We start from the raw sequence: 21,938 nt of genomic DNA on the forward strand, positions 1-21,938 counted from the left end.
TCACCGCCTCCCGGGATGAAACCGCAACCCCCACGCCCACTTCGTTTGCTGGCCCCTGGTGCCGCCAGGCCGACCGCTGCCCCGGCCGGCGGGCCCGCTGCGGCGGCCGGGCGGCTGGTCCTCCTGCCCCTGGTGATGGGTGGCCTCATCGTCGGCATGTCCATGGGCATGCGCGGCGGCTTCGGCCTGTTCGTGCCGCCGATCGCGCTGGACCGGGGCTGGAGCCGCGAGGCGATCGCGCTGGCGCTGGCCTGGCAGAACCTCGCCTGGGGCCTGGCCCAGCCGCTGTTCGGCGCGATCGCCGACCGCTTTGGCGCCGCGCGGGTGATCGCCGCCGGCATGCTGGTGTATGCACTCGGCCTGTTCACGATGGCCCACGCCGCCGACAGCACCGGCTTCACCTGGTCCACCGGCCTGTGCGTCGGCCTGGGCCTGGCCGGCTGCGCGTTCGGCACGGTGTATGGCGCGGTGGCCAGGCTGGTGCCGCCGGAGCGCCGCGGTGCCGCCCTGGGCATCACCGGCGCGATCGGCGGGCTGGGCCAGTTCCTGATGCTGCCGGTGCTGGGCGGGTTGATCACCACCACCGGCTGGGTCACGGCACTGGTCGTGATGGCGATGGCCTTCGTGGTGGCCTCGCTGGCGGCGCACTCGCTGCGCAGCCCGCCGTCCGCAGCGCCGGTGCTGCCGGCCGAGCGCATGCGCACGGCCGTGGCCGAGGCACTGGGGCAGCGCGACTTCTGGCTGCTGGGCCTGGGCTTCTTCACCTGCGGCTTCCAGCTGTCCTTCGTGTCCTTCCACCTGCCGGCCTTCCTGGCCGACCATGGTTTCGCGGTACGCACCGGCACCACCGCGCTGGCCTTGATCACGCTGGCCAATATCGGCGGCATCTATGCGTGCGGCCGGCTGGGGGATCGCTACCGGCCGCGTTCGGTGCTCACGCTGCTGTACCTGCTGCGCGGCGCCGCCTTTGCTGCTTTCATCGTGCTGCCGCTGTCGGAGGCATCGCTGTACGCCTTCTCGATCGTGATGGGGCTCACCTGGCTGGGCACGGTGCCGCTGACCAACGGGGTGATCCTGCGGCTGTATGGCGCGCGCTACCTGTCCACCCTGTTCGGCTTCGTGTTCGTGGGCCACCAGCTGGGCGGTTTTGGCGGTGCCTGGGTGGGCGGCTGGGCCTTCGATGCCACCGGCAGTTATGCGGTGGTGTGGTGGGCCTGCGCCGCGCTCGGCCTGACGGCGGCTGCCTTCCACTACCCGATCGACGACACGCCGCGGGTGCCGGCCGGCGCCGCGCAACCGGCATGAAGCACCGTGCGTCCTCGAACGCAGGCGCGCCAGCGGCGCCCCGCGGGGCTTGTGCCATGAGCCCGCACGGCCGCCCGAAGGGCTCATGCACCGCAGTGCGAAGCACGGAGGTTGCCTGATGAGCCGCTGGCGCGTGACGCGCAGGGTGGCGGCGGCCGCGGGCCTGGCCGCCGTGGTGGCAGCCGTGGCCACCGGCTGGTCGGCCTACCGTGCGCCCACGCTGGTGCTGTCCTACGCGCTGGACGTGGCGCTGTGCGGCGCCGCCCGGCGCCCGACCGCCGTCACACCGCCGGCGCCTGCGCCTGCAGCCAGGCCAGCAGCGCCCCCACCGCCGGCCGGCGCGCCACCTCGTTGAGCGCCACCGCCTGGTAGAGCTTGCCCGGGATGCAGGCGGGGTGCGCGCGGGCGATCTGCCCCGACGCGACGGCCGGCGCGAGGATGTGCACCGGCAGCAGCACGATGCCCAGGCCCTGGGCCGCCGACTGCAGCGTGAGCAGGATGTCGTGGCACACGACCTGGGGCGCCGGCGGGTCGCCGGCCACGCCGTGGGCGGCCAGGAAGCCGGCCCAGGGCATGCGCGGATGCTCCACCAGCGCAAAGCGCTGCACCAGATCCGCCAGCGCCAGGCCCCGCGCCTGCCGGGCCAGCGCCGGCGCGGCGAAGACGGCGATCTCCTCGCGCCACAAGGGCACACGGTGCAGGCCCGGCGTGTCGGTGTCGCCGCCGTAGCGCAGGGCCACGTCCGCCTGCTCGCCCGGCACGTCGGCCAGCGACTCCGACACCAGCAGCGACAGCCCGATGCGGGGATGCTGCTGCCGGAAGCCCGCCAGGCGCGGCCCCAGCCACAGGCGCGCGAGCGCCGGCGAGCTGGACAGGCGGATCTGCACCTGGGCGTCCGGCGACACGCCATACAGCCCGTCGCCCACGGTGCGCGCGAACTGCTGCACCGCCGAGTAGTACAGCCGGCCCGCAGCCGTGAGCTCCACCTGGCCGGCATGGCGCGTGAACAGGCGCACCTTGAGGCGGTGTTCCAGCAGCGTCATCGCCCGGCTGAGGGCCGAACGTGTGACACCCAGCTCCTGCGCGGCACGCTGCGCGCTCTGCAGGCGCGCCATCGCTTCGAAGGCCACCAGCGCATGCAGTGGCGGCAAGGCGGGCAACCGCGGTACAAGATCGGTCATGGCAAACAAGGATAACGAGGCCTCTGCAGCGCCCCTGGTTGCCGCTGCGCCGCTGGACGTGAGCTCCATCGCGACCTTGCCGCTGCATGCGCTGGCCGCGTTCGAGGCCGCCGCCCGCCTGGGCAGCTTTGCCCGCGCCGCGCAGGAGCTGTGCATCACGCAATCGGGTGTGAGCCATCGCATCCGCCAGCTGGAGGGGCGGCTGGGCGGGCCCTTGTTCGAGCGCGCCGGCAAGGCGGCCCGGCTGCTGCCGCTGGGCCAGCGCTACCTGGCGCCGGTGGCCGACGGACTGGCGCGCCTGCGCCTGGCCACCGCCACCATCGACGACACCGAGCGGCGCCTGGTGCGTGTGGCCGCCACGGCGGCGCTGGGCACCCACTGGCTGGTGCCGCACATCGGCCAGTTCCTGCAGCGCCATCCCCAGGTGCGCGTGGACATCGGCCCGATGGCCGGCCCGGGCGACGCAGCGGCCGGCGCCGCCGACGTGCTGATCGAATTCGGCGAGGCGCAGGCCAACCGCGGGAACGATGTGGCTGCCTTCCCGGTGAGCCTGCAGCTGGTGGCCGGGGCCCCCTGGGCGCATGCCGATGGGCCCTTGGCCGAGGCGCAATTGCGCGCCGCGCCGCTGCTGCGCCACCCGCTGTTCCCGTGGGCCCGCTGGGCCCGCGCGGCCCTCGGCATCGAGCTCGAACCGGCGGGCCTGTATTACTTCGACGACACGGTCACGATGCTGGAGGCGGCGGCCGGCGGCCTGGGCCTGGCCCTGGCGCCCAGCATCGCGTGCGACGCCTACGTCGCGCGCGGCGCCCTCCAGGTGGTGCACCCCGCGCCGCTCGCCGGCTTCGAATGCCGCGCCCGGGTGAGCGATGCCGGCGCAGTGAAACCGGGCGCGCGTGCCCTGGCCCAATGGCTGGGGCAGCAGCTGGGCGCGGCGGCCTGAGGCGATCAGCTCAGCGCGGCCCGCCTGGCATGGAGCCGCCCCCCAGGCGTCCGGTGGACGACAGCACCGACTTCCAGCTGAACGACAGCAGCCAGAAGAAGGCGATCGGCAGCACGATGGTCTGCAGCAGGAAGATCACACTGAGGTCCACCATGCGCTCGATGCCGTTGTCGGCCACCTGCTTCAGGCCTGCGATGTCGGGCAATTGCGGCAGCTGCACGCCCTTGAGTGGCGCCGGCAACCAGCGCCGCCACCCCGCGTCCTGGTCGGCCGCGGCCGGGTCGGTCGTGGCGGCGTCCTGCCCTGCACGCGCACGTTCGATCTCCCTCGTCGACAGGCCCAGCCCTTCCTGAGCCGCGGCGTAGGGCTCGGCCAGGAAGCCGCGATACACAAGCTCGGTCCCCAGGACATACACCGGCACCGCAAACCGCACGATGAGCAGCGCCGCCGTCAGGCGCAGCAGTACGCCGGACACCGGGCGCCCGCGCAGCAGCGCCGCCGCCACGCCCACCAGCGCCAGCGACAGCAGCAGCGAGGGCAGCCAGTGCGCGCCCAGCTTCACCAGCAGCAGCTGCATGCCGAACGCCACCAGCACCACCTGCATCAACGAGGAGAACTGCTCGATCACGTCGTCCACCGGATCGAGCGCCTCGCCCACTGCGAAGGTAAAGCCCACGCCGGCCGGCTCCGCCGCAAGCTCGGTGCCCTTGGCCACCGAGATCACTGCGTTGAGGCTGCGCGCGACCGCATAGGTGGCCAGGGCACGTTTCAGGCCCTGCCGGGTGTGCTCGGTGGCGAAGTCCTGCGTGGTGGGCAACCAGCTCAGCGCCAGCAGCAGCAACGTCACGCCGAGGATCGCTGCCTGTCTCGGCCGGGTCATGGGCACCTCCTTGTCCGTCGGAGCGGCGATCTTGACGCAAAGCAGCCGCCGTGCCGGCAGCCCGCAGCCACCCCGCGCGTCGACAATCCCGGCGATGAAAAACAACGGCGACCTGCCCACCGTGACCCTGTCCGAACACCAGGGCATCCGCGACCTGCACCTGGACAGCCCCTGGATCCAGGGCTCCATGCGCATCAAGGCGCCCTTCGACATCGAGCTCGAATACGTGCAGCGCATGATGGTGTGGCTGCTGTTCCTGGAGCCGCAGGGCCTGGGGGAGCGCCACGCGATGCAGCTGGGGCTGGGCGCGGCCACCATCACCAAGTTCTGCCACAAGCGGCTGCGCATGCGCACCACCGCGGTGGAGCTCAACCCGCAGGTCATCAGCGCCTGCCGCGCCTGGTTCCACCTGCCGCCCGACGACCGGCGGCTGACTGTGATCCAGGCCGACGCGGCCCAGGTGGTGCGCGAACCCGAGCGCCTGCAGACCGTCGACGCGCTGTGCGTGGACCTCTATGACCATGAGGCCGCCGCCCCGGTGCTGGACGACGAAGCCTTCTACGCCGGCTGCCGCGGCCTGCTGGTCGACGGCGGCGTGATGACCGTCAACCTCTTCGGCCGCGATGCCAGCTTTGCGCGCAGCAGCGCGCGCGTGGCGGCGGTGTTCGGCCGCGACCAGGTCTGGAGCATGCGCCCCACCAAGGAAGGCAACACGGTGCTGATCGGCGGGCGCGGCGTGGTGGTGCCCGACCGCGAAACCCTGCAGGCGCGAGCGGCTACCATCGAAGAACGCTATGGGCTGCCGGCGCGCAAATGGTTGCGCATGGTGCGGCCCTTGGAGTGAACCTGACGATGTCCGCGACTTCTCCAGCACCGCTTGGCGCATCCACCTCCAAACACAGCCGGCCCAAGGGCAAGCTGGAGTGGCGCGCGTTGCTGCACTGGCTGAAGGAAGACGGTGTCATCTCGCCGGAGGAGGCCGAGCGCGTGAAGTACCGCTTCGGTGCCGGCCAGTCGATCCTGCATCCGCTGGTGCGCCTGGGCGGCGCCAACCTCACGCACCTGGGCACCGGCCGGCCGCTGGACGTGGAAGTGCTCACTGAATGGCTGGCCGCCAAGTGCAAGCTGCCCTACCTGCGCATCGATCCGCTCAAGGTGGACGTGGGCCGCGTGGCCGAGGTGATGTCCATCAACTACGCCGAGGCGCGGCGCGCGCTGCCGGTGGTGGTGGGGCCCACCGACGTCACCATCGCCACCTGCGAGCCCTTCGACACCGACTGGGTGCCGGAGATCGAGGCCCACACACGCAAGCTGGTGCGCCTGGCCCTGGCCAACCCGCAGGACATCGCCCGTTTCACCACCGAGTTCTACACGCTCGCCAAGTCGGTGAAGGCGGCGCAGAAAAGCGGCGAGACCTCGGCGCTGGCCAGCTTCGAACAGCTGGTGGAGCTGGGCAAGAGCAACAAGCAGCTGGACGCCAACGACCAGGGCGTGGTGCAGGTGGTGGACTGGCTGTGGCAGTACGCCTTCGACCAGCGCGCCAGCGACATCCACCTGGAGCCGCGGCGCGACATGGGCGCCATCCGCTTCCGCATCGACGGCGTGCTGCACACCGTGTACCAGGTGCCGATGAGCGTGATGCAGGCGATGACCGCGCGCATCAAGCTGCTGGGCCGCATGGACGTGGTGGAGCGCCGCCGCCCGCAGGACGGCCGCATCAAGACGCGCCGGCCCGAGATGCAGGGCCTGCCCGGCAGTGAAGTGGAAATGCGTTTGTCCACCCTGCCCACCGCCTTCGGCGAGAAGATGGTGATGCGCATCTTCGACCCCGACACCGTGGTCAAGAACACCGAGGCGCTGGGCTTCGGCACGCACGATGCGCAGCGCTGGAACGAGCTGATCGCGCGGCCGCACGGCATCATCCTGGTCACCGGCCCCACCGGCTCCGGCAAGACCACCACGCTGTACGCCACGCTCAAGCGCCTGGCCACCGACGAGGTGAACGTCACCACCATCGAAGACCCGATCGAGATGATCGAGCCGGCGCTCAACCAGACGCAGGTGCAGAGCGCGCTGGACTTCGGTTTTGCCGAGGGCCTGCGCGCGCTGATGCGGCAGGACCCGGACATCATCATGGTGGGCGAGATCCGCGACCTGGCCACCGCCGAGATGGCGATCCAGGCCGCCCTCACCGGCCACCTGGTGTTCAGCACCCTGCACACCAACGACTCCGCCTCCGCGATCACGCGACTGGCCGACCTGGGCGTGCCGCCCTACCTGATCAGCGCCACGGTCATCGGCGTGCTGGCGCAGCGCCTGGCGCGCACCTTGTGCCCCGCCTGCAAGGTGCACGACACCGAGACCACGCGCGAGGACCTGGACGCCGCCGCCAAGCCCTGGCGCCTGAAGGGCGGCGTGAAGGCCTACAAGGCGGTGGGCTGCCTGGAATGCCGCAAGACCGGCTTCCGCGGCCGGGCCGGGCTGTACGAGCTGCTGGTGATGACCGAAGCGTCACGGCAGTCGGTGCACCCCACCCTGGACATCGCCGCCTTGCGCCGGCATGCACTCGCCGAAGGCATGCACCCGCTGCGCCTGGCCGGCGTGATGAAGGTGGCCGAAGGCGTGACCACGCTGGACGAGGTGCTGCGCACCACGCCGGCCTGGGAGGGCTAGGAGGCTGGGCCGCAGAAGCCGCCCAGCCTCCTAGCCTGCGGCTTTGTGCACGGCTCCCCCCGAGCCCCCTCCAGGAGGGAGCTCCAGCTCGTTCGACCGCACCCTCCAGCCTCCCTCCACGAGGGAGGCTCCAGTCAGCCCGACGAGCGATCCCTGCATGCTCAGCTTGCGCTGAACACCGACATGCGCCGCTGGTTCAGCGCCGGTGTCAGCCTTTGGTGGGCCGCTCCTGCGCGTCGTGCTTCTGCTGGTGGATCGCCTTGCTCTGGTGGTTCTCGGCGTGCTGCACGCGGTGCTGCTCGGCCTGGCCCACGTGGCCGTCGCGGCCGGCGGCGTATTCCTTGTGGTCCACCTTGGCCTGGCCGCGCTCCAGCTTGGCCGCCTCATGCCTGGTGAGCTCTCCGCTCTTCAGCCCCTGCTGGATGCGCTGCTCCTGGTTCACGTTGCGCTGCACATCGGCTTGCATGCGCTGCGACGACGCCGACAGCGGGTTGCCGTTCACGCCGTTGTAGGTGGCGGTGGAGATGTCGCGGCTCGCCTGGTTCTGGGCCTGCTGCAGCCGGCTGCGTTCGGCATCGGTGAGCTGGCCGTCCTTGAGCGCCTGGGCCTGGAGCCGGTCCACCCGGCTCTCATCACGCTCCAGCAGCGCGGCTTCGCGGGTGGTGAGCTTGCCGCTCTGCAGGCCCTGCTCGATGCGCTGCTGCTGCTTCACGTCGCGCTGAAGGCTGGAGGCGGCGGTGGTCTGGGCGAAGGCGCCGGCGGCCGTAAAGGCCAGCAGCGCGGAAACGACGAAGTTGCGGTTCATCCAATGGCTCCTTGTGGGTGCTTGCGGTTCCAGAGTTGCGCAACTCTGCTGCGAACAACGGCGGCTTCCGAGCCGTCGTTGACCCGCCCCGGAGCAGGGCCATGTGAAGTTTTGTTGAGCGTGGGCAGGGTTCCCCCGCAGCGCCGCACCCCTTAAGGGGGGTGTGGGTGGCCGCTCCTGCGCGCAGAATGCATGAGCGCCAGGCACTCCAGCGCCGGCGTCGGCCTGCGCCAGCAGCGCTTCATGACACACCCACCAACCGACACCGCGCGCGCGGAGTTCATCTTCAGGGCCTTTTTCGACCAGGCCGCCGTGGGCGTGGCGGTGGTGGACAGCGCAAGCGCGCAGGTGGTGACCTGCAACGACCGCTTCTGCGCCATCCTGGGCCTGGACCCGGCCACGGCCGCAGGCACCCTACTCGGCACGCTGGAGCATCCCGACGACCAGCACCTGCACCGGGCGGCGGTGGCCGCCATCGAGCGGGGCGAAACCGACCGCTACGTGGTGGAAAAGCGCTACCGGCACGCCGACGGCGCGGTGGTGTGGGCGCGGGTGATGACGTCGGCGATCGCACCCCCTCGCAGCGCTGCGTCGGCCACACCCGAGGCGGGCTGGCACGTGGCGATCGTGGAGGACATCACCGACCGCAAGCAATACGAGCAGGCGCTGCAGCATCGCGAGGCCTGGTACCGCTCCTTGTGGGACACCACGCCGGACGCGGTGGTGACCGTCGGCGCGGACAACCTCATCCGCTCGGCCAACCCGGGCGTGCAGCGGGTGTTCGGCCACACGCCGCTGGACCTGGTGGGCCGCGATGCCGGCGTGCTGCAGCCCGAACGCCTGCGCGAGGCGCACCGCGCCGGGATGGCGCGCTACCTGGCCACCGGCGTGCGCCGTGTCGATTGGCGCGGCACCGAGGTGACCGGGCTGCGCAAGGATGGATCGGAGTTTCCGCTGGAGGTGTCGTTCAGCCACGCCAGCGTGGCCGGCGAGGAATTCTTCGTGGCGTTCATGCGCGACATCAGCGAGCGCAAGCGGGCTGAGCAGGTGCTGCGGCAAAGCGAGGAACGCCTGGCGCTGGCCCTGGCCGCCGGCCAGCTGGGCCACTGGGACTGGTCGGTCGCGGCCGACGAGCTGGATTGGTCCGACACCGCCAAGGCGATGTTCGGCCTGGCGCCGGCCAGCGTGGTGACCCTGCCGCGCTTCCTGGAGATCGTGCATCCGGAAGACCGCACCCGCGTGCAGCAGGCGGTGGAAACCGCGCTGGACACCGGCCACAACTACGACGTGGAGTTCCGCGTGGTGTGGCCGGACGGCACGCAGCGCTGGATCCAGGCCATCGGCAAGCCGCAGCCCAACCCCGGCGGGCGCAGCGAACGCATGACGGGCCTGGTGCAGGACGTGACCGAGCGCGTGGAGCGCGAGGCCGAGCGCCACGCGCTGGAGGAAAAGCTGCGCCGCGCGGAGACCCTGCAAGCCCTGGGCACCTTCGCCGGCGGCATCGCGCACGACTTCAACAACATGCTGTCGGCAGTGATGGGCAACGTGGCACTGGCGCGCCAGGCGCTGCAGGCCGGCGAGCCGGCGCAGGGCGCGCTGGACCAGATCGACATCGCGGCCCGCCGCGCGCGCAGCCTGGTCAAGGAGATCCTCGCCTTCAGCCGCAACGAACCGGCGCGCCAGGTCACCCTGGCGCTGCAGCCCCTGGTCGAGGAGACAGTGCAGTTGTTGCGGGCGGGCCTGCCTGCGGGTGTGACGATCAGCGCGCAGCTGTGCGCCACGCCGATGCTGGTGCGTGCCGACCCCGGGCAGATGCAGCGGGTGCTGATGAACCTGTGCACCAACGCCAGCCAGGCGATGCGCGGGGCCGCCGGCCGGATCCTGTTGACGCTCGAGATCATCGGGCCCCTGCCGCATGCAGCGCCGGGTGCCGCGCCGCTGGGCCACGCGGTGCTGCGCGTGGCCGATGACGGCGTGGGCATGACCCCCGACGTGCGCCAGCGCCTGTTCGAACCGTTCTTCACCACCAAGGCCTCGTCCGGCGGCACCGGGCTGGGCCTGTCGGTGGTGCACGGCATCGTCGCCGCGCATGGCGGCAGCATCGACGTGCGCAGCGAGCCGGGCCATGGCACGGTGTTCGAGCTGCAGCTGCCGCTGGCCGGCGCCGAGGCGACCGACGCCGTACCGGAGGCGCCGAGCCAGGTGCTGGCCGGCATTCCGTGGGACGACATCCGCCATGTGCTGTACGTCGACGACGACGAGGTGGTGTCGCTGATGGTGGGCCGCCTGCTGGAGCGCAATGGCCTGGCCGTGCGCTGCGTGCCGGACACGCAGGAAGCCCTGCGCCTGGCCGCCGACCCGGCCGAGCCCATCGATCTGCTGCTGACCGACTTCGACATGCCGGCGATGACGGGCATCGAACTGGCTGTCGAAGTGCGCCGGCTGCGCCCCACGCTGCGCATCGTCGTGAGTTCCGGCACCATCGACACGGACCTGCAGGAGCACGCGCGCATCACCGGGGGCTGGCCGGTGGTGCAGAAGGACGAGCTGGTGCAGGCGCTGGGCAGCCGGCTGAAGAATCGACGCCGCTAAGCGGCGAACGCTCGCCTCACGCGGTGTGGACGGGAGGGCGGGCCGCGGTGGTGGTGGCGGTGCCCGGGGTGGTACCGGTGCGTGCGCCCGTGGTGGTTCCGGTCCCGGTGCCGGCGGTGGTGCCGGTGCCCGACCCGCTTCGTGTGGCGGTACCCGTGCCGGTGCCGGTCCCTGTGGCGGTCCCGGCGCCCGATCCGCTTCGTGTGCCAGTGCCAGTGCCGGAAGTCGCGCCCGTCGTGCCGGAGCCTGTCCCTGTCCCCGTCGCTGGCGGCCTGGCCGGCGGCGTGGCGGGTGCCAACGGCCGGCTCGCCGTGTCGATGGCGCTGTCCATGGACGTGCGCCGTGCACGCTCGGCCCCCTGCTGCGACACCAGCCGCGCCTGGCGTGCCGCGTCGCCGCTGTCCACCGTGGCCGCAGGGTTCAGCGTGGCGTTGCGGATGCGGTCGGCCTGCGCCTGCGCGGCCATCTGGTTCAGCGGCAGGTAGTCGGTGCGGAAGTTGATCTCCACCGAGGAGTTGAGGTCCAGGTCGGTGTTGATCTCCTCGTTGCCCTGCGAGCGTTCGGTCGACACGTAGCTGATGGTGTTCTCGGCCTCCGCGCTCACGCCCCATGGGCCGGCGCCAAAGCTGCCCGAGGCCTTGATGCGGTTCTGCATGCCGAACTGGCTGCCGCGGTCCTGGCTGGCCGCACTGCGCGTGTCGATGTGGAAGCGCATGGACGCATTGATCTTGCCGCTGTCGATCACGATGCGCTGCATGCCCATCATCACCATGGTGGCCAGCATCTGCTGGCGCTGGCGCGCGATCTGGCGCCGCGCCAACGGCACCAGCTGCTCCGGGTTGGAGGCATCGATGCTCTCCTCCGGCCCCAGCCCGAGCACGCTGCGCAGCTCCTCGGCGCCCGGCATGGTGGCGTTGGGCTTCAGGCGCAGCTTGATGTTGGCGATGTCCTCCGGCTCGGGCGGGTCGTCGCCGGGCTCCACCTCGGGCAGGTCGTATTCGATCGCCTCCGGGAAGTGCTCGGCCACCCAGCGCCGGATGGCCACCAGGCTGAACTGCGTCTTCTCGAAACCCTCGGCGGAGGCCGACACGTTGTTGAGCAGCTGCACGTACATCTGCATCTGCTGCGAGCTCGAATCCAGCATCGCCTTGAACACGCCGTTGATCAGGTCGGTGACAAAGCGCGGGAAGGACACCGCGGCCAGCACGTCGCGCGTGGTGCTCGCGATGCGGTCGGCCGACGCGCCGAAGCCGGGCGCCTCCTGCGCCCGCGCCAGCACCGGCCGGCGCGGCGGCGCGGGCGGATCCGGCGCAACGGCGGGCGGCTGCCCCAGCGCCTGCGCCGCCTCGCCTTCCTCCGCGATCAGGCCGGCAGCGATGCCGCTCACCTTCACCATCGCCTGCGCCAGCGCACGCCGGTCCTCCGGCTTCAGCTGGTGATAAGCCGGCGCCTGCACCAGCACCTCGCGCACCGCATGGCGCAGCCAGTCCGGCGGTGGCGCGTCGGCCGCCGGTTCGTGGCGGACGTCGTTCATGTCGCGCCCGGCCGCGGCGCGGCCGCCTGCAGGCCAGACCAGGCGGTGCGCCAGGCAATGGCCGCAGCCATCAGCTGCTGGCCGGGCGCGCTCGCGGGGTCGAGCGCATAGCCCTGGGGCACCGCCGCGGCCAACCAGGCGAGCACCGTCGCGCCCTGGCGGCCCAGGTCCACATGCCGGCGCATCTGCGCGGGGCCCGCACCCTGCGCCGTGCCGACGGTGGCCACCAGCCCCCACAGGTCCTGTGCGCCGAAGGCCACCTGCAGCAAGCGGTCGCGCAGGAAGTGGGTGGCCTGCGCGAGGGCCTGCACGATGTCGCCGGCGGCGAACATCGCCATGCCCACCGCATGCGGCGCCAGCCAGCCGGCCAGGCTGTCGGCCGCCTGCTGCAGCGCCACCCGGGCCCGCACGTCGCTGGGCCGCGCGGGGTTGTCGAACTGGCCTGCCAGCGCGTCGCACAGCGCCAGCATCAGCGGGTAGAACTCGCTGGGCTCGAACACCTGCAGGAACAGCTGCTCGCGTTCGGGTGCGGCCAGGCGCTCGTGGCGGGCGCGCCAGAAGTCGGCAATCAACTGCGCGGTCGGCCCGAGCGGCTGGGTGATCGCACCGCTGGCGAACAGCCCCGCGATCAACTCCGCCGTGCGCAGCACGCCGGCGTGTTCCAGTTCGGCCGCCAGGTACAGCGGCGCCAGCGCTTCCAGGTGCTGCGCGTCCTCCGCGGTGGGCGCGCTGTCGGGCAGCTCGATGTCGCCCAGCTCGGCCAGCGCCATCGCCAGCGCCTGCACGAGGTGCACATCCACCCGCCGGGCCGGCGCGACCTGCATGGAAGACGGGAAGATGAGGGCGGCGCTCATGGCAGCAGCGGCGGGAGGCCGCTCACCGGGCCGGGGCGGCCGCAGCGGCACCACGCGCCGCGGGTGCGGCGTTCGGGTCCACCGGCATGGAGTTGCCCTGGATGGCCGCGATCATGCCGGGCGAGGCCAGCTTTTCCATCGGGAAGTAGTCGGACTTGAAGTTCACCCGCACCTCGCCCGACAGCTTGGCCTTCACCTCGGCCTTGGACTCGCTGGTTTCGTCCACCGCCGAAGCCACCGTGGTGACGTGGCGCTGCTCGTTCACGTTCACCGAGCCGGCTGCGCCCCAGCCGAAGTTCATGCCCGCCGCGCTGGTGTTGCTGTTGCGGCTGCTCTGGGTGTCGTACAGCGAGGCGCGCGCTTCGCGCTGCGCCTGGTCGCTGGCCTTCAGCTCGAACAGCACCTTGGCGTTGATCGCGCCATCGGTCACCACGATGCGGTTGATGCCCAGGATCACCATGGACGACAGCAGCTGCTGGCGGCTGCGTGCCATCTGCAGCCGTGCGGCGGTGACCAGCCGGGCCTCCTGCTCGGGGTCGGACAGGTCGGTGATCGGTTCGGCCAGGCCCATCTCGGCATTGATCTGCGCGAGCACCGACTCGGCGCCGTCCTCGGACTTCAGCGCCAGGCGCGGCTGGCCGCCCTCTTCCTGCGCGGCCGCTTCGTCCACGCCGATCTGGTCGGGGTACTTGTCGACCAGCCAGTCGCGTGCGTTGTTCAGGCTGATGTTGTCCTGCGCGAACTGGTCCACCGTCTGGGCCACCGACTTCAGCAGCTGGCCGTAGGCGTTCATCTGCTGGATGGAGGCGTTGACGATGGCCTGGAACACGTTCTGGATGAGGCCGCCCACGAAGCTGGGGAAGTCCACCGAGCCCACCAGGTTCTTGTACTGCTCCACGCCCTGGCGCACCGCGCCGGCCTGGAAGTCGGCGCCGGCGAAGGTGCCGCTCTTGTCCGAGGCCTTGCGCTTGGCGGCGTCCACCGCGCCATCGGCCTGGGCCCGCGCCAGCACGCCGTTGCCGGGCGTGAGCTCCTGCTTGGCCAGCCCGTCCGGGTTGGCCATGTAGGAGGCCACCCGCACCATGGTGCGCGCCATGTCCAGCTGCTGGGCTGGTGACAGCGCCCGGAAGCCCGGCGAGCGTTCGAGCAGCTGGCGCACCTGCGGCCGCACCGCCGACAGCGTGGCGTCGTCCAGCCAGGCGGGATCGCGGGTGGACAGGGTGGTGGCGGCGCGCATGGCGGGCTTCTCGGCAAGGTGTCAGCGGGCCGCAGCGGCCGGCGCAGGCGCGGCCGCCGGCGGGGGCACCGCCGCAGGTGCCGGCGCGGCACCGGGCTGCGGCCGCGCCGCCATGTTCTTCACCATGCCCGGCTGCGCATTCATCTGGATGGCCGCGATGTTCTCCGGGTTGGCCATCTTCTCCAGCGGCAGGTAGTCGCTCTTGAAGTTCACCTCCACCGCACCGGTGAGCTGGGCCTTGGCCTGCAGCTGCGAGTCGTCCATGAGCTTCTGCGTGCTCATCAGCTTGACCACCGGCTGCTGCGAATACTTGTACGTGCCCTTGGAGTAGTAGCTGGCGTCGCGCCGGTCTTCGGAGTCGGCCGTCTTGCTGTAGCTGCCGCCTTCGCTCTTGCCTTCATAGTCGCCGGAGTAGGTGCTGGTGGTCTGCAGGTTGCCGGCCGCGTCCTTCTCGTGGTCGAACTTGGTGGCGCTGAAGGCGTACTTGCGGTTGTCGCTGGCCTTGAAGTCGAACACCACCTTGGCGGAGATCTTGCCGTCGGTGACCACGATGCGGTTGATGCCCATCATCACCATGGTGGCCAGCAGCTGCTGGCGGCCGGTGGCGATCTGGGTGCGTGCGGCCGGCACCAGCAGCGCTTCCACCAGGCCGTCGTCCAGGCTGGTGATCGGCTTGTCCAGCGGCATCGAGCGGTTGATGCGCTCCAGCGCCGACTTCTCGTCCACGTCCTCGCGCACCGTCACGCGCGGCTGCGCCGGCTTGCTGCCGTCGCCACCGAAATCACCGAAGGCATCGTCCTCGCCCATGCTGATCTGGAACACGTCGGGGAACTGCTCCACCAGGTGGTCGCGGCCCTGGTTGTCGGTGGTGTTGTCGTCGCGGAACTGGTTCAGGCTCTTGGACACGTCGGCCACCAGCTTGGCGTAGGCCTCCATCTGCTGGATGGAGCTGTCGACGATGGAATGGAACACGCCCTGGATCAGGCCCGACACGAAGCCGGGGAAGTTCACGCCCTGCACCAGGCTCACCATGCTGTCGATGCCGGCCCGGGTGGCCTGGCCGAATTGCTGCGGCTTCATCGCCTCGTCGGCGAGTGCGCGCACCTGCGGGCTCTGCTGCTTCAGCCGCACGCCGTCGGGCTCGGCCAGGTAGGCGCCGATCTGCACCAGGTCGTGCGCCAGCTGGCGCCGCTTGGGCTCGGGCAAGGCGTTGAAGGCCTGGCTGCGCTGCAGCAGGCTGCGCACCGTCTGGCGCGCAGCCTCCACGGTTTCGGGGCTGGCGGCGGGCCGCGCCGGACGGGGCGGCGGCGCATAACGGCGCACGGCCGAGGCGGGGAAGACGGAGGCAGGCATGTGTGGACTCCGATAGAAGATCAGCTGTACTCGCGCGACTCTTCCAGCGTGTCGCGCATCTCGAACTCGATCGGCCGCACATACAGGCTGATGCGCGCCTGCGAGCTGGGCGACACCCGCACCGACAGCACCGAGAAGTGGCCCTGCTCGCCGGCGTCGTCCACGCCGAAGGCGGACAGCCAGCGCTCCAGCGCGGCCACCTGGCGAGGTCGTTCGGCCAGGCCCAGGCGCAGCAGGTCGAGGAAGCGGTTGGGCAGGTCGGGCAGCGACGCCAGCAGGATCTCCAGCTTCATCTCCACGCCGTCGGGCGTGTCGCGCAGGCCCACCAGCACGCCGCCGTTGGGCAGCTCGAAGCGCCCGCCCAGCGCCACGCCCACCACCCGCATCAGGCTGGGCAGCTGGTGCCCGATGCCCAGCCGGTTCATCAGCGGGCCGAGCGCCGCCAGCGCCAATGGGCCGCGGTGCATGAAGGTCACGCGCTGGCTGGCGGTGTCACGCTTGCAGCCGATGGAGGTGAAGATCGGCATCAACCCCGGCATCTCGGTCATGACCATGCGGGTCAGCCGCGCCAGGCTGGGCGCCAGCGCATCGATCTGCGTGGGCGCCAGCTCGTAGTACACCTTGGCGGCGTACAGCCCGTCCTCGTCGAAGGCGCTGCCGAACCAGGCGCCGTAGTGCATCCAGCCCAGGCCGCTCATGCCGCGCCATTCCTCGCTGCGCGAATCGAACCAGCGCAGTGCGTCGCGGCCGAACAGCGGCGAGATCAGGCGCCGCATCTCGCGCGTGGCCTCGTCGCGCCGGGCCACCGGCGAGGCGCCGGGACCGGAAGGCTCGATGGTGAAGCGCAGCACATCCGGCTCGGCTTCGGAGAACGAGGGCTCGAAGGGCACGGCGCCGGGGGCGAGCTGGTTGTCGGCATATGCCATGTCGTCGTCCGGCCGCGCGAAGGTGCGGTCGATCATGGAGCCCATGAAGGGCAGCGGGTCGCGCACGCCGAGCGCCTGCGACGCCTGGCGCAGCGACTGCTTGACGTGCGTGGCCATCGAGGGATGCGGGCGTTGGTCGTAGGCCATCACATGCTCCTCACTGCAGGCCCGGCATGCCGGCCGGCAGGCCGCTGCCATTGAGGCTCACGCCCATGCCGTTGAGCATGTCGCGCGCCATCTGCGGCATCTCGATCGGCCGGCTGGTCATGGTGGGCGCCTCGATCGGTTGCGAGTACTGCTCGATGCTCGCGTCCTGCACGCCACCGACGGCCAGCCACTGTTCGCAGGCATTCACCAGGTCCCAATCGGTGGGGTCCACGGTCGGGTTGTTGTTGCCGTTGGCCACGCGCAGCTGCGGGTTGACGATCTGCTCGATCTGGATCACCGGCCCGCCCACGCTGGCCAGCCGCTGCACGTTGTTGGCGATCCAGCGGATGATCACCGCGCCCGCGCGGCTTTGCGTGCGGTAGCGATGGGTGTTGCGCGCGCCGCCCAGGTAGTTCACGTTCACCTGGTCGATCACCTGCCACATGTCGCGTGCACCGAAGGCATTGCGCAGCTCGGGGTTCTGCAGCACATCGCGGAACTCCAGGATGCTCTGCTGCAGGTCGGTGGCCGCGAAGTAGGCGATGCCGTAGCCGTTGCGCGAGAGGTTGGCCCCCAGGTCGCGCCCGGCCTTGCGCACCTGTTCCTGCGACACCGCCATCGGCACCGAGTTGCGCAGCATGCGCTCCACGGTGAGCTGGCGCGAGAAGCTGGACACCGCGGAGATGAAACGCAGCCAGAGCTCGTTGAAGTCGCGGTTGGGTTCGTTCGACGGGTTGCCGCCGGGCGCGCCGAACAGGCGCATGTAGAGGTCACGCCGTTCGCCTTCGGTGATGCGCTCGGACGCCTTCTTGTAGTAGTTGAAGAGGTAGTCGCCCACGGCGCCGCGGCCCAGCGGCAGCAGCCCCTGGCGGAACAGCTCCACGATGCGCTCCACCACCTGGAACATCCGCATCTCCTCGAGCTGGTAGGCGAAGTAGATGGCCTGCACCGCCTGCAGGTTCTCGGCCTGGATCTCGATGTCCACCGCCTCTTCCAGGTCGGGCAGCATGATCTCCATCGCCGAGGGCGGCGCGCCGGACACCACGCCGGTCTGCATGTTGTAGGCGCTCTCCAGCCGGCTGCTGATCCACGGGTCGTCGGCGCTCACGTTGTCGTTGACCAGCTTGCGCACCACGGCTGCAATGTTGCGCGCCGAGATCACCGAGATGCGGTCCTTCAGCGACGGGATCACCGGGCTGTTGAAGGAGGTGGGCGCGGCCGTGCCGTGGCGCCCGCTGATCGAGCCCCCCGGCTGCACGCAGCCCACCACGTCGGCATCGATCAGGCCCTGGTCCACCTGGCTGTGCAGCGTCACCTCGAAGCGGCGCGAGAAGGTTTCGTAGGCGGCGTCGAACAGCGCGATGTGCTGGCGGTATTCGCCCTGGGCCTCGGTGATCTTCTTGATGAAGCTGGGAATCGTCGGCTGGGTGATGTTGTCCAGCTCCAGCAGGCCGCTGACGAAGGCGATCTCCTGCTCATGCGTGCCCAGGCCCTTTTGCGTGGGCTCGATCTGCTGCGAGCCAAAGAGGCCGTGCTCCAGCAGGTAGTCGCGGTCGTTCACCAGCTCGTCCCAGGGCTTGCGCGCGATGCTGCAGGCCACCGCCTGGTAGAACGGGTCCACCGGCACGTCGCTGTCCAGCGCGGCGGCTATGCGCTCCAGCTCGGCCTCCTGCGCGGTGCTGAGCCCGCCGCTGGAGTCTTCGGTGCGGCGCACGGCTTCCAGCCGGTCGCGGCGGATCTTCAGCTTGGCGCGCTCTTGCAGTTCGCGTTGGCTCAAGTCGATCAACAGGATGCGCTTCATGGTCCGTCCTCCAGGAGGGTTGGCGAGGGTCAGGGGGTTGGCGGCGGAGCCACCGGCAGGTGGACGGTCCGCCTCGGCGGCGAGTGCCGCCGCAGGCAGGGTGGAACGAGCGGGCGGCACGCCCGGGGTTTTGGTGGTGGCCCGTCGCACCGGCACCGGCGCCGGCTTGGCATCGCGGTGGCCATTGGCGGCCGGCCGCGTGCCTTTGCCGTTGCGCGCGGCCGGCGCCGCGACCACGGCCTTGGAAGCCGGCTTCTTGGGTTGTGTGGCCATGGTGATGTCCTTCCTCATGAGTCAGCGCCCAGCGCTGCGGCAATGCGTTGGTCCAGCAGGGTCAGTGCGGCGAGTGCGTCCAGCACGCCGGCACCGCAGCCGACCGCACTGCGCGGTGATGCGAACGGCTGGGCGCTCGCCACCAGGATCTCGCGCGCGCTCTGCGGGTCCAGCGGCCAGGCCCGGCTTTGGGCATGGGCCACCAGCAGCGCGCAGGCCGCGGCCACGAAGGGGGCGGCGAAGCTGGTGCCGCTGACGCAGGCATAACCGTCCAGGCCGCAGGTCCAGATGTCGCGGCCGGGCGCGCACAGCGCCACATGCCCGCCGCGGGTGCTGAACGACGATGGCGCCATCGCATCGTCCACCGCGCCGACGGCGATCACGCCCTCGTGCGCGGCCGGGTAGTAGCGTTCCTCGCGGCCGGAGTTGCCGCTGGCGGCCACCAGCAGCACACCTCGCGCCAGCGCATAACGCACCACTTCTTCATGCGGCCGCGGGTCGGTGGAGCCCAGCGCCGAGTCCGGCGTGCCGAAGCTCATGTTGATGACTTGAACACCCAGGTCGATCAGGCGCTTCATGCCGGCGTCGATGTTGGCCAGCGCGCCCACGCCCACGCGTTTGTCGCCCTGCAGCGCCGCGCCCAGCACGCGCACCGGCGTGAGGCCGCACAGCCCCGCGCCGCCCGCAGGCAGGCCGGTACCGCTGGCGCGCAGGATGCCGGCGCAGGCGGAGCCATGGCCCACCTCGTCCTCCGGCTCCTCGTCGCGCGCGGTGTTGTCGCCCACGAGCGTGAGGTCGCCGAGCGCGGCGGCGTCCAGGTCCACCGTGTCGAAGCCGCGGCGCAGCCGGCGTGCGAGTTCGCCGTGGTGGCGCGCCACGCCGGTGTCGGCCAGGCCGACGATCACCGAGGGGTCGCCGCGCTGCAGCGCCAGCGCCTGCGGCAGCCGCACCAGCGCGCGCGGCCGGCGTGCGGCGGCAGGGTCGATCTGGGCTGCATGCTGCGGCCGATGGGCATCGAAGGGCGTGGTGCACACCCAGTCCGGCATCACGCTGTCCACCTGCGTCACCTGCGCCAGGGCCTGCACCAGGGCCGGCACGCCTGCGTCGTCAGCCACCTCGATGCGCAGCACCCGCGCCACGCCGCTCAGCTGCTCCAGGTCGTCGAAGCGGCGCGCGCCCTGCACGCCGGGGCGCTGCAGCCGCGTGATGCGCGCGCTGTGCAGGCGCATGCTGCGCGCGGCCACGCCGTGGTGGGCCAGCAGGCGGTCGATCGGCCCGCCGTCGATGCGGGTGGCCGGTGCCACGCCGTCGCAGCGCACCTCGCGCAGGCTGGGCAGGTGATCCGGCAGTTCGCCGAGCTTCAGCCGCAGCACCAGGCGGCGCGGCACACGCAGGGGTGGGCGCAGCGTGTTCATGCGGCACTCCCGTTCACCGTGCCAGGCGCGGCCCAGCGGCCGATGCGGCCGTTGGACAGCGGCACATGCGCCACTTCGCCGTTGCCAAAGTCGATCTCGGCGTCCATGCCGAGCTGGGTGGCGTAAGGCGCGAGCACCATGCGCCCGTCGTGCGACTCCAGCACCGGCACGTCCTGGCCGGCAGCGCGCACGAAGGGCACGCGGCCGGCGCGCAGCCCGGGCGCCTGCAGGTGCACACGCGCATGCGACGCAAAGCGGCCGCTGCCGATGGCTTCGGGCGCGGGCGCATCGTCCACCTGCGTCACACGCGGTGCCGCCGCGGCCAGCAGCGCCTGCTGCAGCCGGTTCACCGGCATGCGGGCCAGGCGCGCCACCACGTCGGTGCCGGCGGTCTTGCGCAGCTCGGTCAGCTGCTCCACCGTGCGCACGCCGATGCGTTCCAGGCTGCGCTGGTCCTCGTCGCTCACCTGGCCGCGCAGCGCCTCGCGCAGGCTGAACTGCGGCTCCTCGGCGCGGAAGTCCACCGCGTTCTCCTCCACCATCGAGCGGGTGATGGTGGTGAGCGTCAGGCGGATGGTGCTGGCCTCGGTGTCGCCGGGGCTGGAGGGGCGCACGTACACGTCGTCGTCCACCACCTGAACGAAGGCACGCAGGTCCAGCTGCACATCCTTCACCGCAAACGTGAGCGGCAGCTTGGCCACGCGCGCCTTCAGCGCCATGGTGGCCTGCGCCTTGTCCAGCTGCTCGGTGAGCGACTGGATGAAGACGTCGAAGGGCACGCCCGATTCCTGCACCAGCGCCTGCACCGACCGGGTCATGGCGCCACCTCGCTGGTGGGCAGTTCGCCCCAGGTCAGCGTCAGGCGCGATGCGGCGGTGAGCCAGGCGGCGTCGGCATGGCTGCGCGCCACGTCGGCCAGCAGGGTGCAGCCGCCGTCCTTGAGCACCAGCGCGGTGTCCACCGGCAAGGTCATCTCGGCCTGGTGGATGCGCACGCCGTTGCCGGCGCGCCGCGCCGCGGCCTGCATGCCTTCATGCAGGTCCAGCAGCACGGTGGACAGGTCGCGCAGCATCACACGCCCCCTGCCGGTGCGGCGGGCGGTGCCACGGGCGGCGCGGTGGGCGCGGCCACGCGGGCGACGGCCGAGTTGCGCTGCACCAGCGCCACCTTGGCGGCATCGGCCAGCTTGTCCAGCGGCAGCGTCTCGCTCACGAAATTGAGCCGCACCTCGCCGAACAGGTCGGCGCGCAGGCTGGTGTCGCTCTGGGCATTCACGCCCAGGGTGGACACCATGGTGGCGCTGGCATTGCTGTAGGTGAGGCTGCCGCGCTCGCCCCAGTCGGCCACGCTCTTGGGGTCGCTGCCGGTGGCGTAACCCACCTTGGCCATGTCGTTGGCGGTGGCGCGGAACATCACCTTGGCGGTGATCGAGCCGTCCTTCACCGCGACGCGGTTCATGCCCAGCATCACCATGGTAGCCAGCAGCTGCTGGCGCTCGGCGCCTACGTGCATGCGCACCTGCGGCAGCACGCGGGTTTCCAGCAGCTCGCTGCTCAACTCCTCGCCGTCGATGCCGTAGTCGCCCAGCCAGGTGGGCATCAGGCCTTCGGCGATGGGCACGAGCGTGGGCGTGGGCTGGTCGCCGCCGGGCGGCGCCACACGCACCTCGCCCGGGTAGCGCTGGGCCAGCCAGTCGCGCGCCTGGTTGGGGCTGACGTTTTCCTCGGTGAACTGGTCCACCGTCTTGGCCACCGCCGCCACCAGGCTGGAATAACTCTCCATCTGGCGGATGGAGGCATCCACGATCGCATCGAAGGTGCCGTGCACCAGCCCCGCGACGAAACCAGGGAAGTCGATCTCGTTGACCAGCGCACCGGCGCGCTGCGCCAGCGCCTCGGTGGCCGGCGGCTTGGGCGCGGGCGCGGCTGCAGCCACCGGCGCCGGCGGATCGGCGAGCGCACGCGAGCGTGCACCGCCGTTCACGGCCGGTGGAAAGATGGAGCGAGAACGGAGGGTCATTGC

General features: G+C 71.1%; 19 protein-coding genes. 6 read left to right on the forward strand and 13 right to left on the reverse strand.

What is annotated here, in order from left to right; all coding sequences use genetic code 11:
• The first annotated feature begins 135 nt into the window (after positions 1-135).
• Both VPH43_RS00610 and VPH43_RS00615 read left to right on the forward strand, forming a co-directional pair.
• Complete coding sequence (locus VPH43_RS00610; protein ID WP_328575703.1) at positions 136-1,305, forward strand: MFS transporter; 1,170 nt, start codon at positions 136-138, stop codon at positions 1,303-1,305.
• 118 nt (positions 1,306-1,423) lie between these two features.
• A complete protein-coding gene (locus tag VPH43_RS00615) occupies positions 1,424-1,660 on the forward strand; it encodes a hypothetical protein (protein ID WP_328575704.1) in 237 nt (78 codons plus the stop codon).
• Here VPH43_RS00615 and VPH43_RS00620 read toward each other — a convergent pair.
• Complete coding sequence (locus VPH43_RS00620) at positions 1,587-2,486, reverse strand: LysR substrate-binding domain-containing protein (protein WP_328575705.1); 900 nt, start codon at positions 2,484-2,486, stop codon at positions 1,587-1,589. The two genes, VPH43_RS00615 and VPH43_RS00620, sit on opposite strands and share 74 nt — an antisense overlap.
• On the opposite strand from VPH43_RS00620, the gene VPH43_RS00625 reads away from it, so the two are divergent.
• A complete protein-coding gene (locus VPH43_RS00625; protein WP_328575706.1) occupies positions 2,485-3,426 on the forward strand; it encodes a LysR family transcriptional regulator in 942 nt (313 codons plus the stop codon). The two genes, VPH43_RS00620 and VPH43_RS00625, sit on opposite strands and share 2 nt — an antisense overlap.
• Positions 3,427-3,436: 10 nt before the next feature.
• Here the strand turns inward: VPH43_RS00625 and VPH43_RS00630 are convergent, their stop codons facing one another.
• Positions 3,437-4,306, reverse strand: coding sequence for a hypothetical protein (locus VPH43_RS00630; RefSeq protein WP_328575707.1), 870 nt, complete (start codon positions 4,304-4,306; stop codon positions 3,437-3,439).
• 94 nt (positions 4,307-4,400) lie between these two features.
• Here VPH43_RS00630 and VPH43_RS00635 point away from each other — a divergent pair, with 94 nt between their 5' ends.
• The gene (locus VPH43_RS00635; RefSeq protein ID WP_328575708.1) at positions 4,401-5,150 is read left to right on the forward strand and encodes a spermidine synthase; all 750 of its coding nucleotides are present in this window, start codon (positions 4,401-4,403) and stop codon (positions 5,148-5,150) included.
• An 8-nt stretch (positions 5,151-5,158) separates the two neighbouring features.
• Entirely contained in the window at positions 5,159-6,979 is a 1,821-nt protein-coding gene (locus VPH43_RS00640) for a GspE/PulE family protein (protein ID WP_328575709.1), read from the forward strand.
• Between the two features lie 208 nt (positions 6,980-7,187).
• Here VPH43_RS00640 and VPH43_RS00645 read toward each other — a convergent pair whose 3' ends face one another.
• On the reverse strand, positions 7,188-7,784 hold the full coding sequence (locus VPH43_RS00645) for a hypothetical protein (protein WP_328575710.1): 597 nt from the start codon (positions 7,782-7,784) through the stop codon (positions 7,188-7,190).
• A 243-nt stretch (positions 7,785-8,027) separates the two neighbouring features.
• Between VPH43_RS00645 and VPH43_RS00650 the strand changes: the two genes are divergently transcribed.
• Entirely contained in the window at positions 8,028-10,376 is a 2,349-nt protein-coding gene (locus VPH43_RS00650; protein ID WP_328575711.1) for a hybrid sensor histidine kinase/response regulator, read from the forward strand.
• Between the two features lie 16 nt (positions 10,377-10,392).
• Here VPH43_RS00650 and VPH43_RS00655 read toward each other — a convergent pair whose 3' ends face one another.
• The 10 genes from VPH43_RS00655 to VPH43_RS00700 are packed head-to-tail and all read right to left on the reverse strand — an operon-like array spanning position 10,393 to position 21,935.
• Positions 10,393-11,910 carry a hypothetical protein gene (locus VPH43_RS00655; RefSeq protein WP_328575712.1) on the reverse strand — a complete coding sequence of 506 codons (1,518 nt, stop codon included), beginning with the start codon at positions 11,908-11,910 and terminating at the stop codon, positions 10,393-10,395.
• On the reverse strand, positions 11,907-12,764 hold the full coding sequence (locus VPH43_RS00660) for a hypothetical protein (RefSeq protein WP_328575713.1): 858 nt from the start codon (positions 12,762-12,764) through the stop codon (positions 11,907-11,909). The genes VPH43_RS00655 and VPH43_RS00660 overlap by 4 nt, the downstream gene beginning before the upstream one ends.
• 22 nt (positions 12,765-12,786) lie before the next feature.
• Entirely contained in the window at positions 12,787-14,001 is a 1,215-nt protein-coding gene (locus VPH43_RS00665; protein ID WP_328575714.1) for a hypothetical protein, read from the reverse strand.
• Positions 14,002-14,022: 21 nt separating this feature from the next.
• On the reverse strand, positions 14,023-15,354 hold the full coding sequence (locus tag VPH43_RS00670; RefSeq protein WP_328575715.1) for a hypothetical protein: 1,332 nt from the start codon (positions 15,352-15,354) through the stop codon (positions 14,023-14,025).
• 20 nt (positions 15,355-15,374) lie between these two features.
• The gene (locus tag VPH43_RS00675) at positions 15,375-16,427 is read right to left on the reverse strand and encodes a hypothetical protein (RefSeq protein WP_328575716.1); all 1,053 of its coding nucleotides are present in this window, start codon (positions 16,425-16,427) and stop codon (positions 15,375-15,377) included.
• A 10-nt stretch (positions 16,428-16,437) separates the two neighbouring features.
• Complete coding sequence (locus VPH43_RS00680; RefSeq protein WP_328575717.1) at positions 16,438-18,501, reverse strand: hypothetical protein; 2,064 nt, start codon at positions 18,499-18,501, stop codon at positions 16,438-16,440.
• Positions 18,502-18,515: 14 nt separating this feature from the next.
• Positions 18,516-19,916, reverse strand: coding sequence for a S8 family peptidase (locus tag VPH43_RS00685; RefSeq protein ID WP_328575718.1), 1,401 nt, complete (start codon positions 19,914-19,916; stop codon positions 18,516-18,518).
• Entirely contained in the window at positions 19,913-20,734 is an 822-nt protein-coding gene (locus VPH43_RS00690; protein WP_328575719.1) for a hypothetical protein, read from the reverse strand. The genes VPH43_RS00685 and VPH43_RS00690 overlap by 4 nt, the downstream gene beginning before the upstream one ends.
• Positions 20,731-20,988, reverse strand: coding sequence for a hypothetical protein (locus tag VPH43_RS00695; protein WP_328575720.1), 258 nt, complete (start codon positions 20,986-20,988; stop codon positions 20,731-20,733). Before VPH43_RS00695 ends, VPH43_RS00690 begins: the two co-directional genes overlap by 4 nt.
• The gene (locus VPH43_RS00700; protein ID WP_328575721.1) at positions 20,988-21,935 is read right to left on the reverse strand and encodes a hypothetical protein; all 948 of its coding nucleotides are present in this window, start codon (positions 21,933-21,935) and stop codon (positions 20,988-20,990) included. Before VPH43_RS00700 ends, VPH43_RS00695 begins: the two co-directional genes overlap by 1 nt.
• Positions 21,936-21,938 lie beyond the last annotated feature (3 nt).

It is taken from the genome of Ideonella sp. BN130291, assembly GCF_036231905.1.
GTDB lineage: Bacteria > Pseudomonadota > Gammaproteobacteria > Burkholderiales > Burkholderiaceae_C > CAMLIZ01.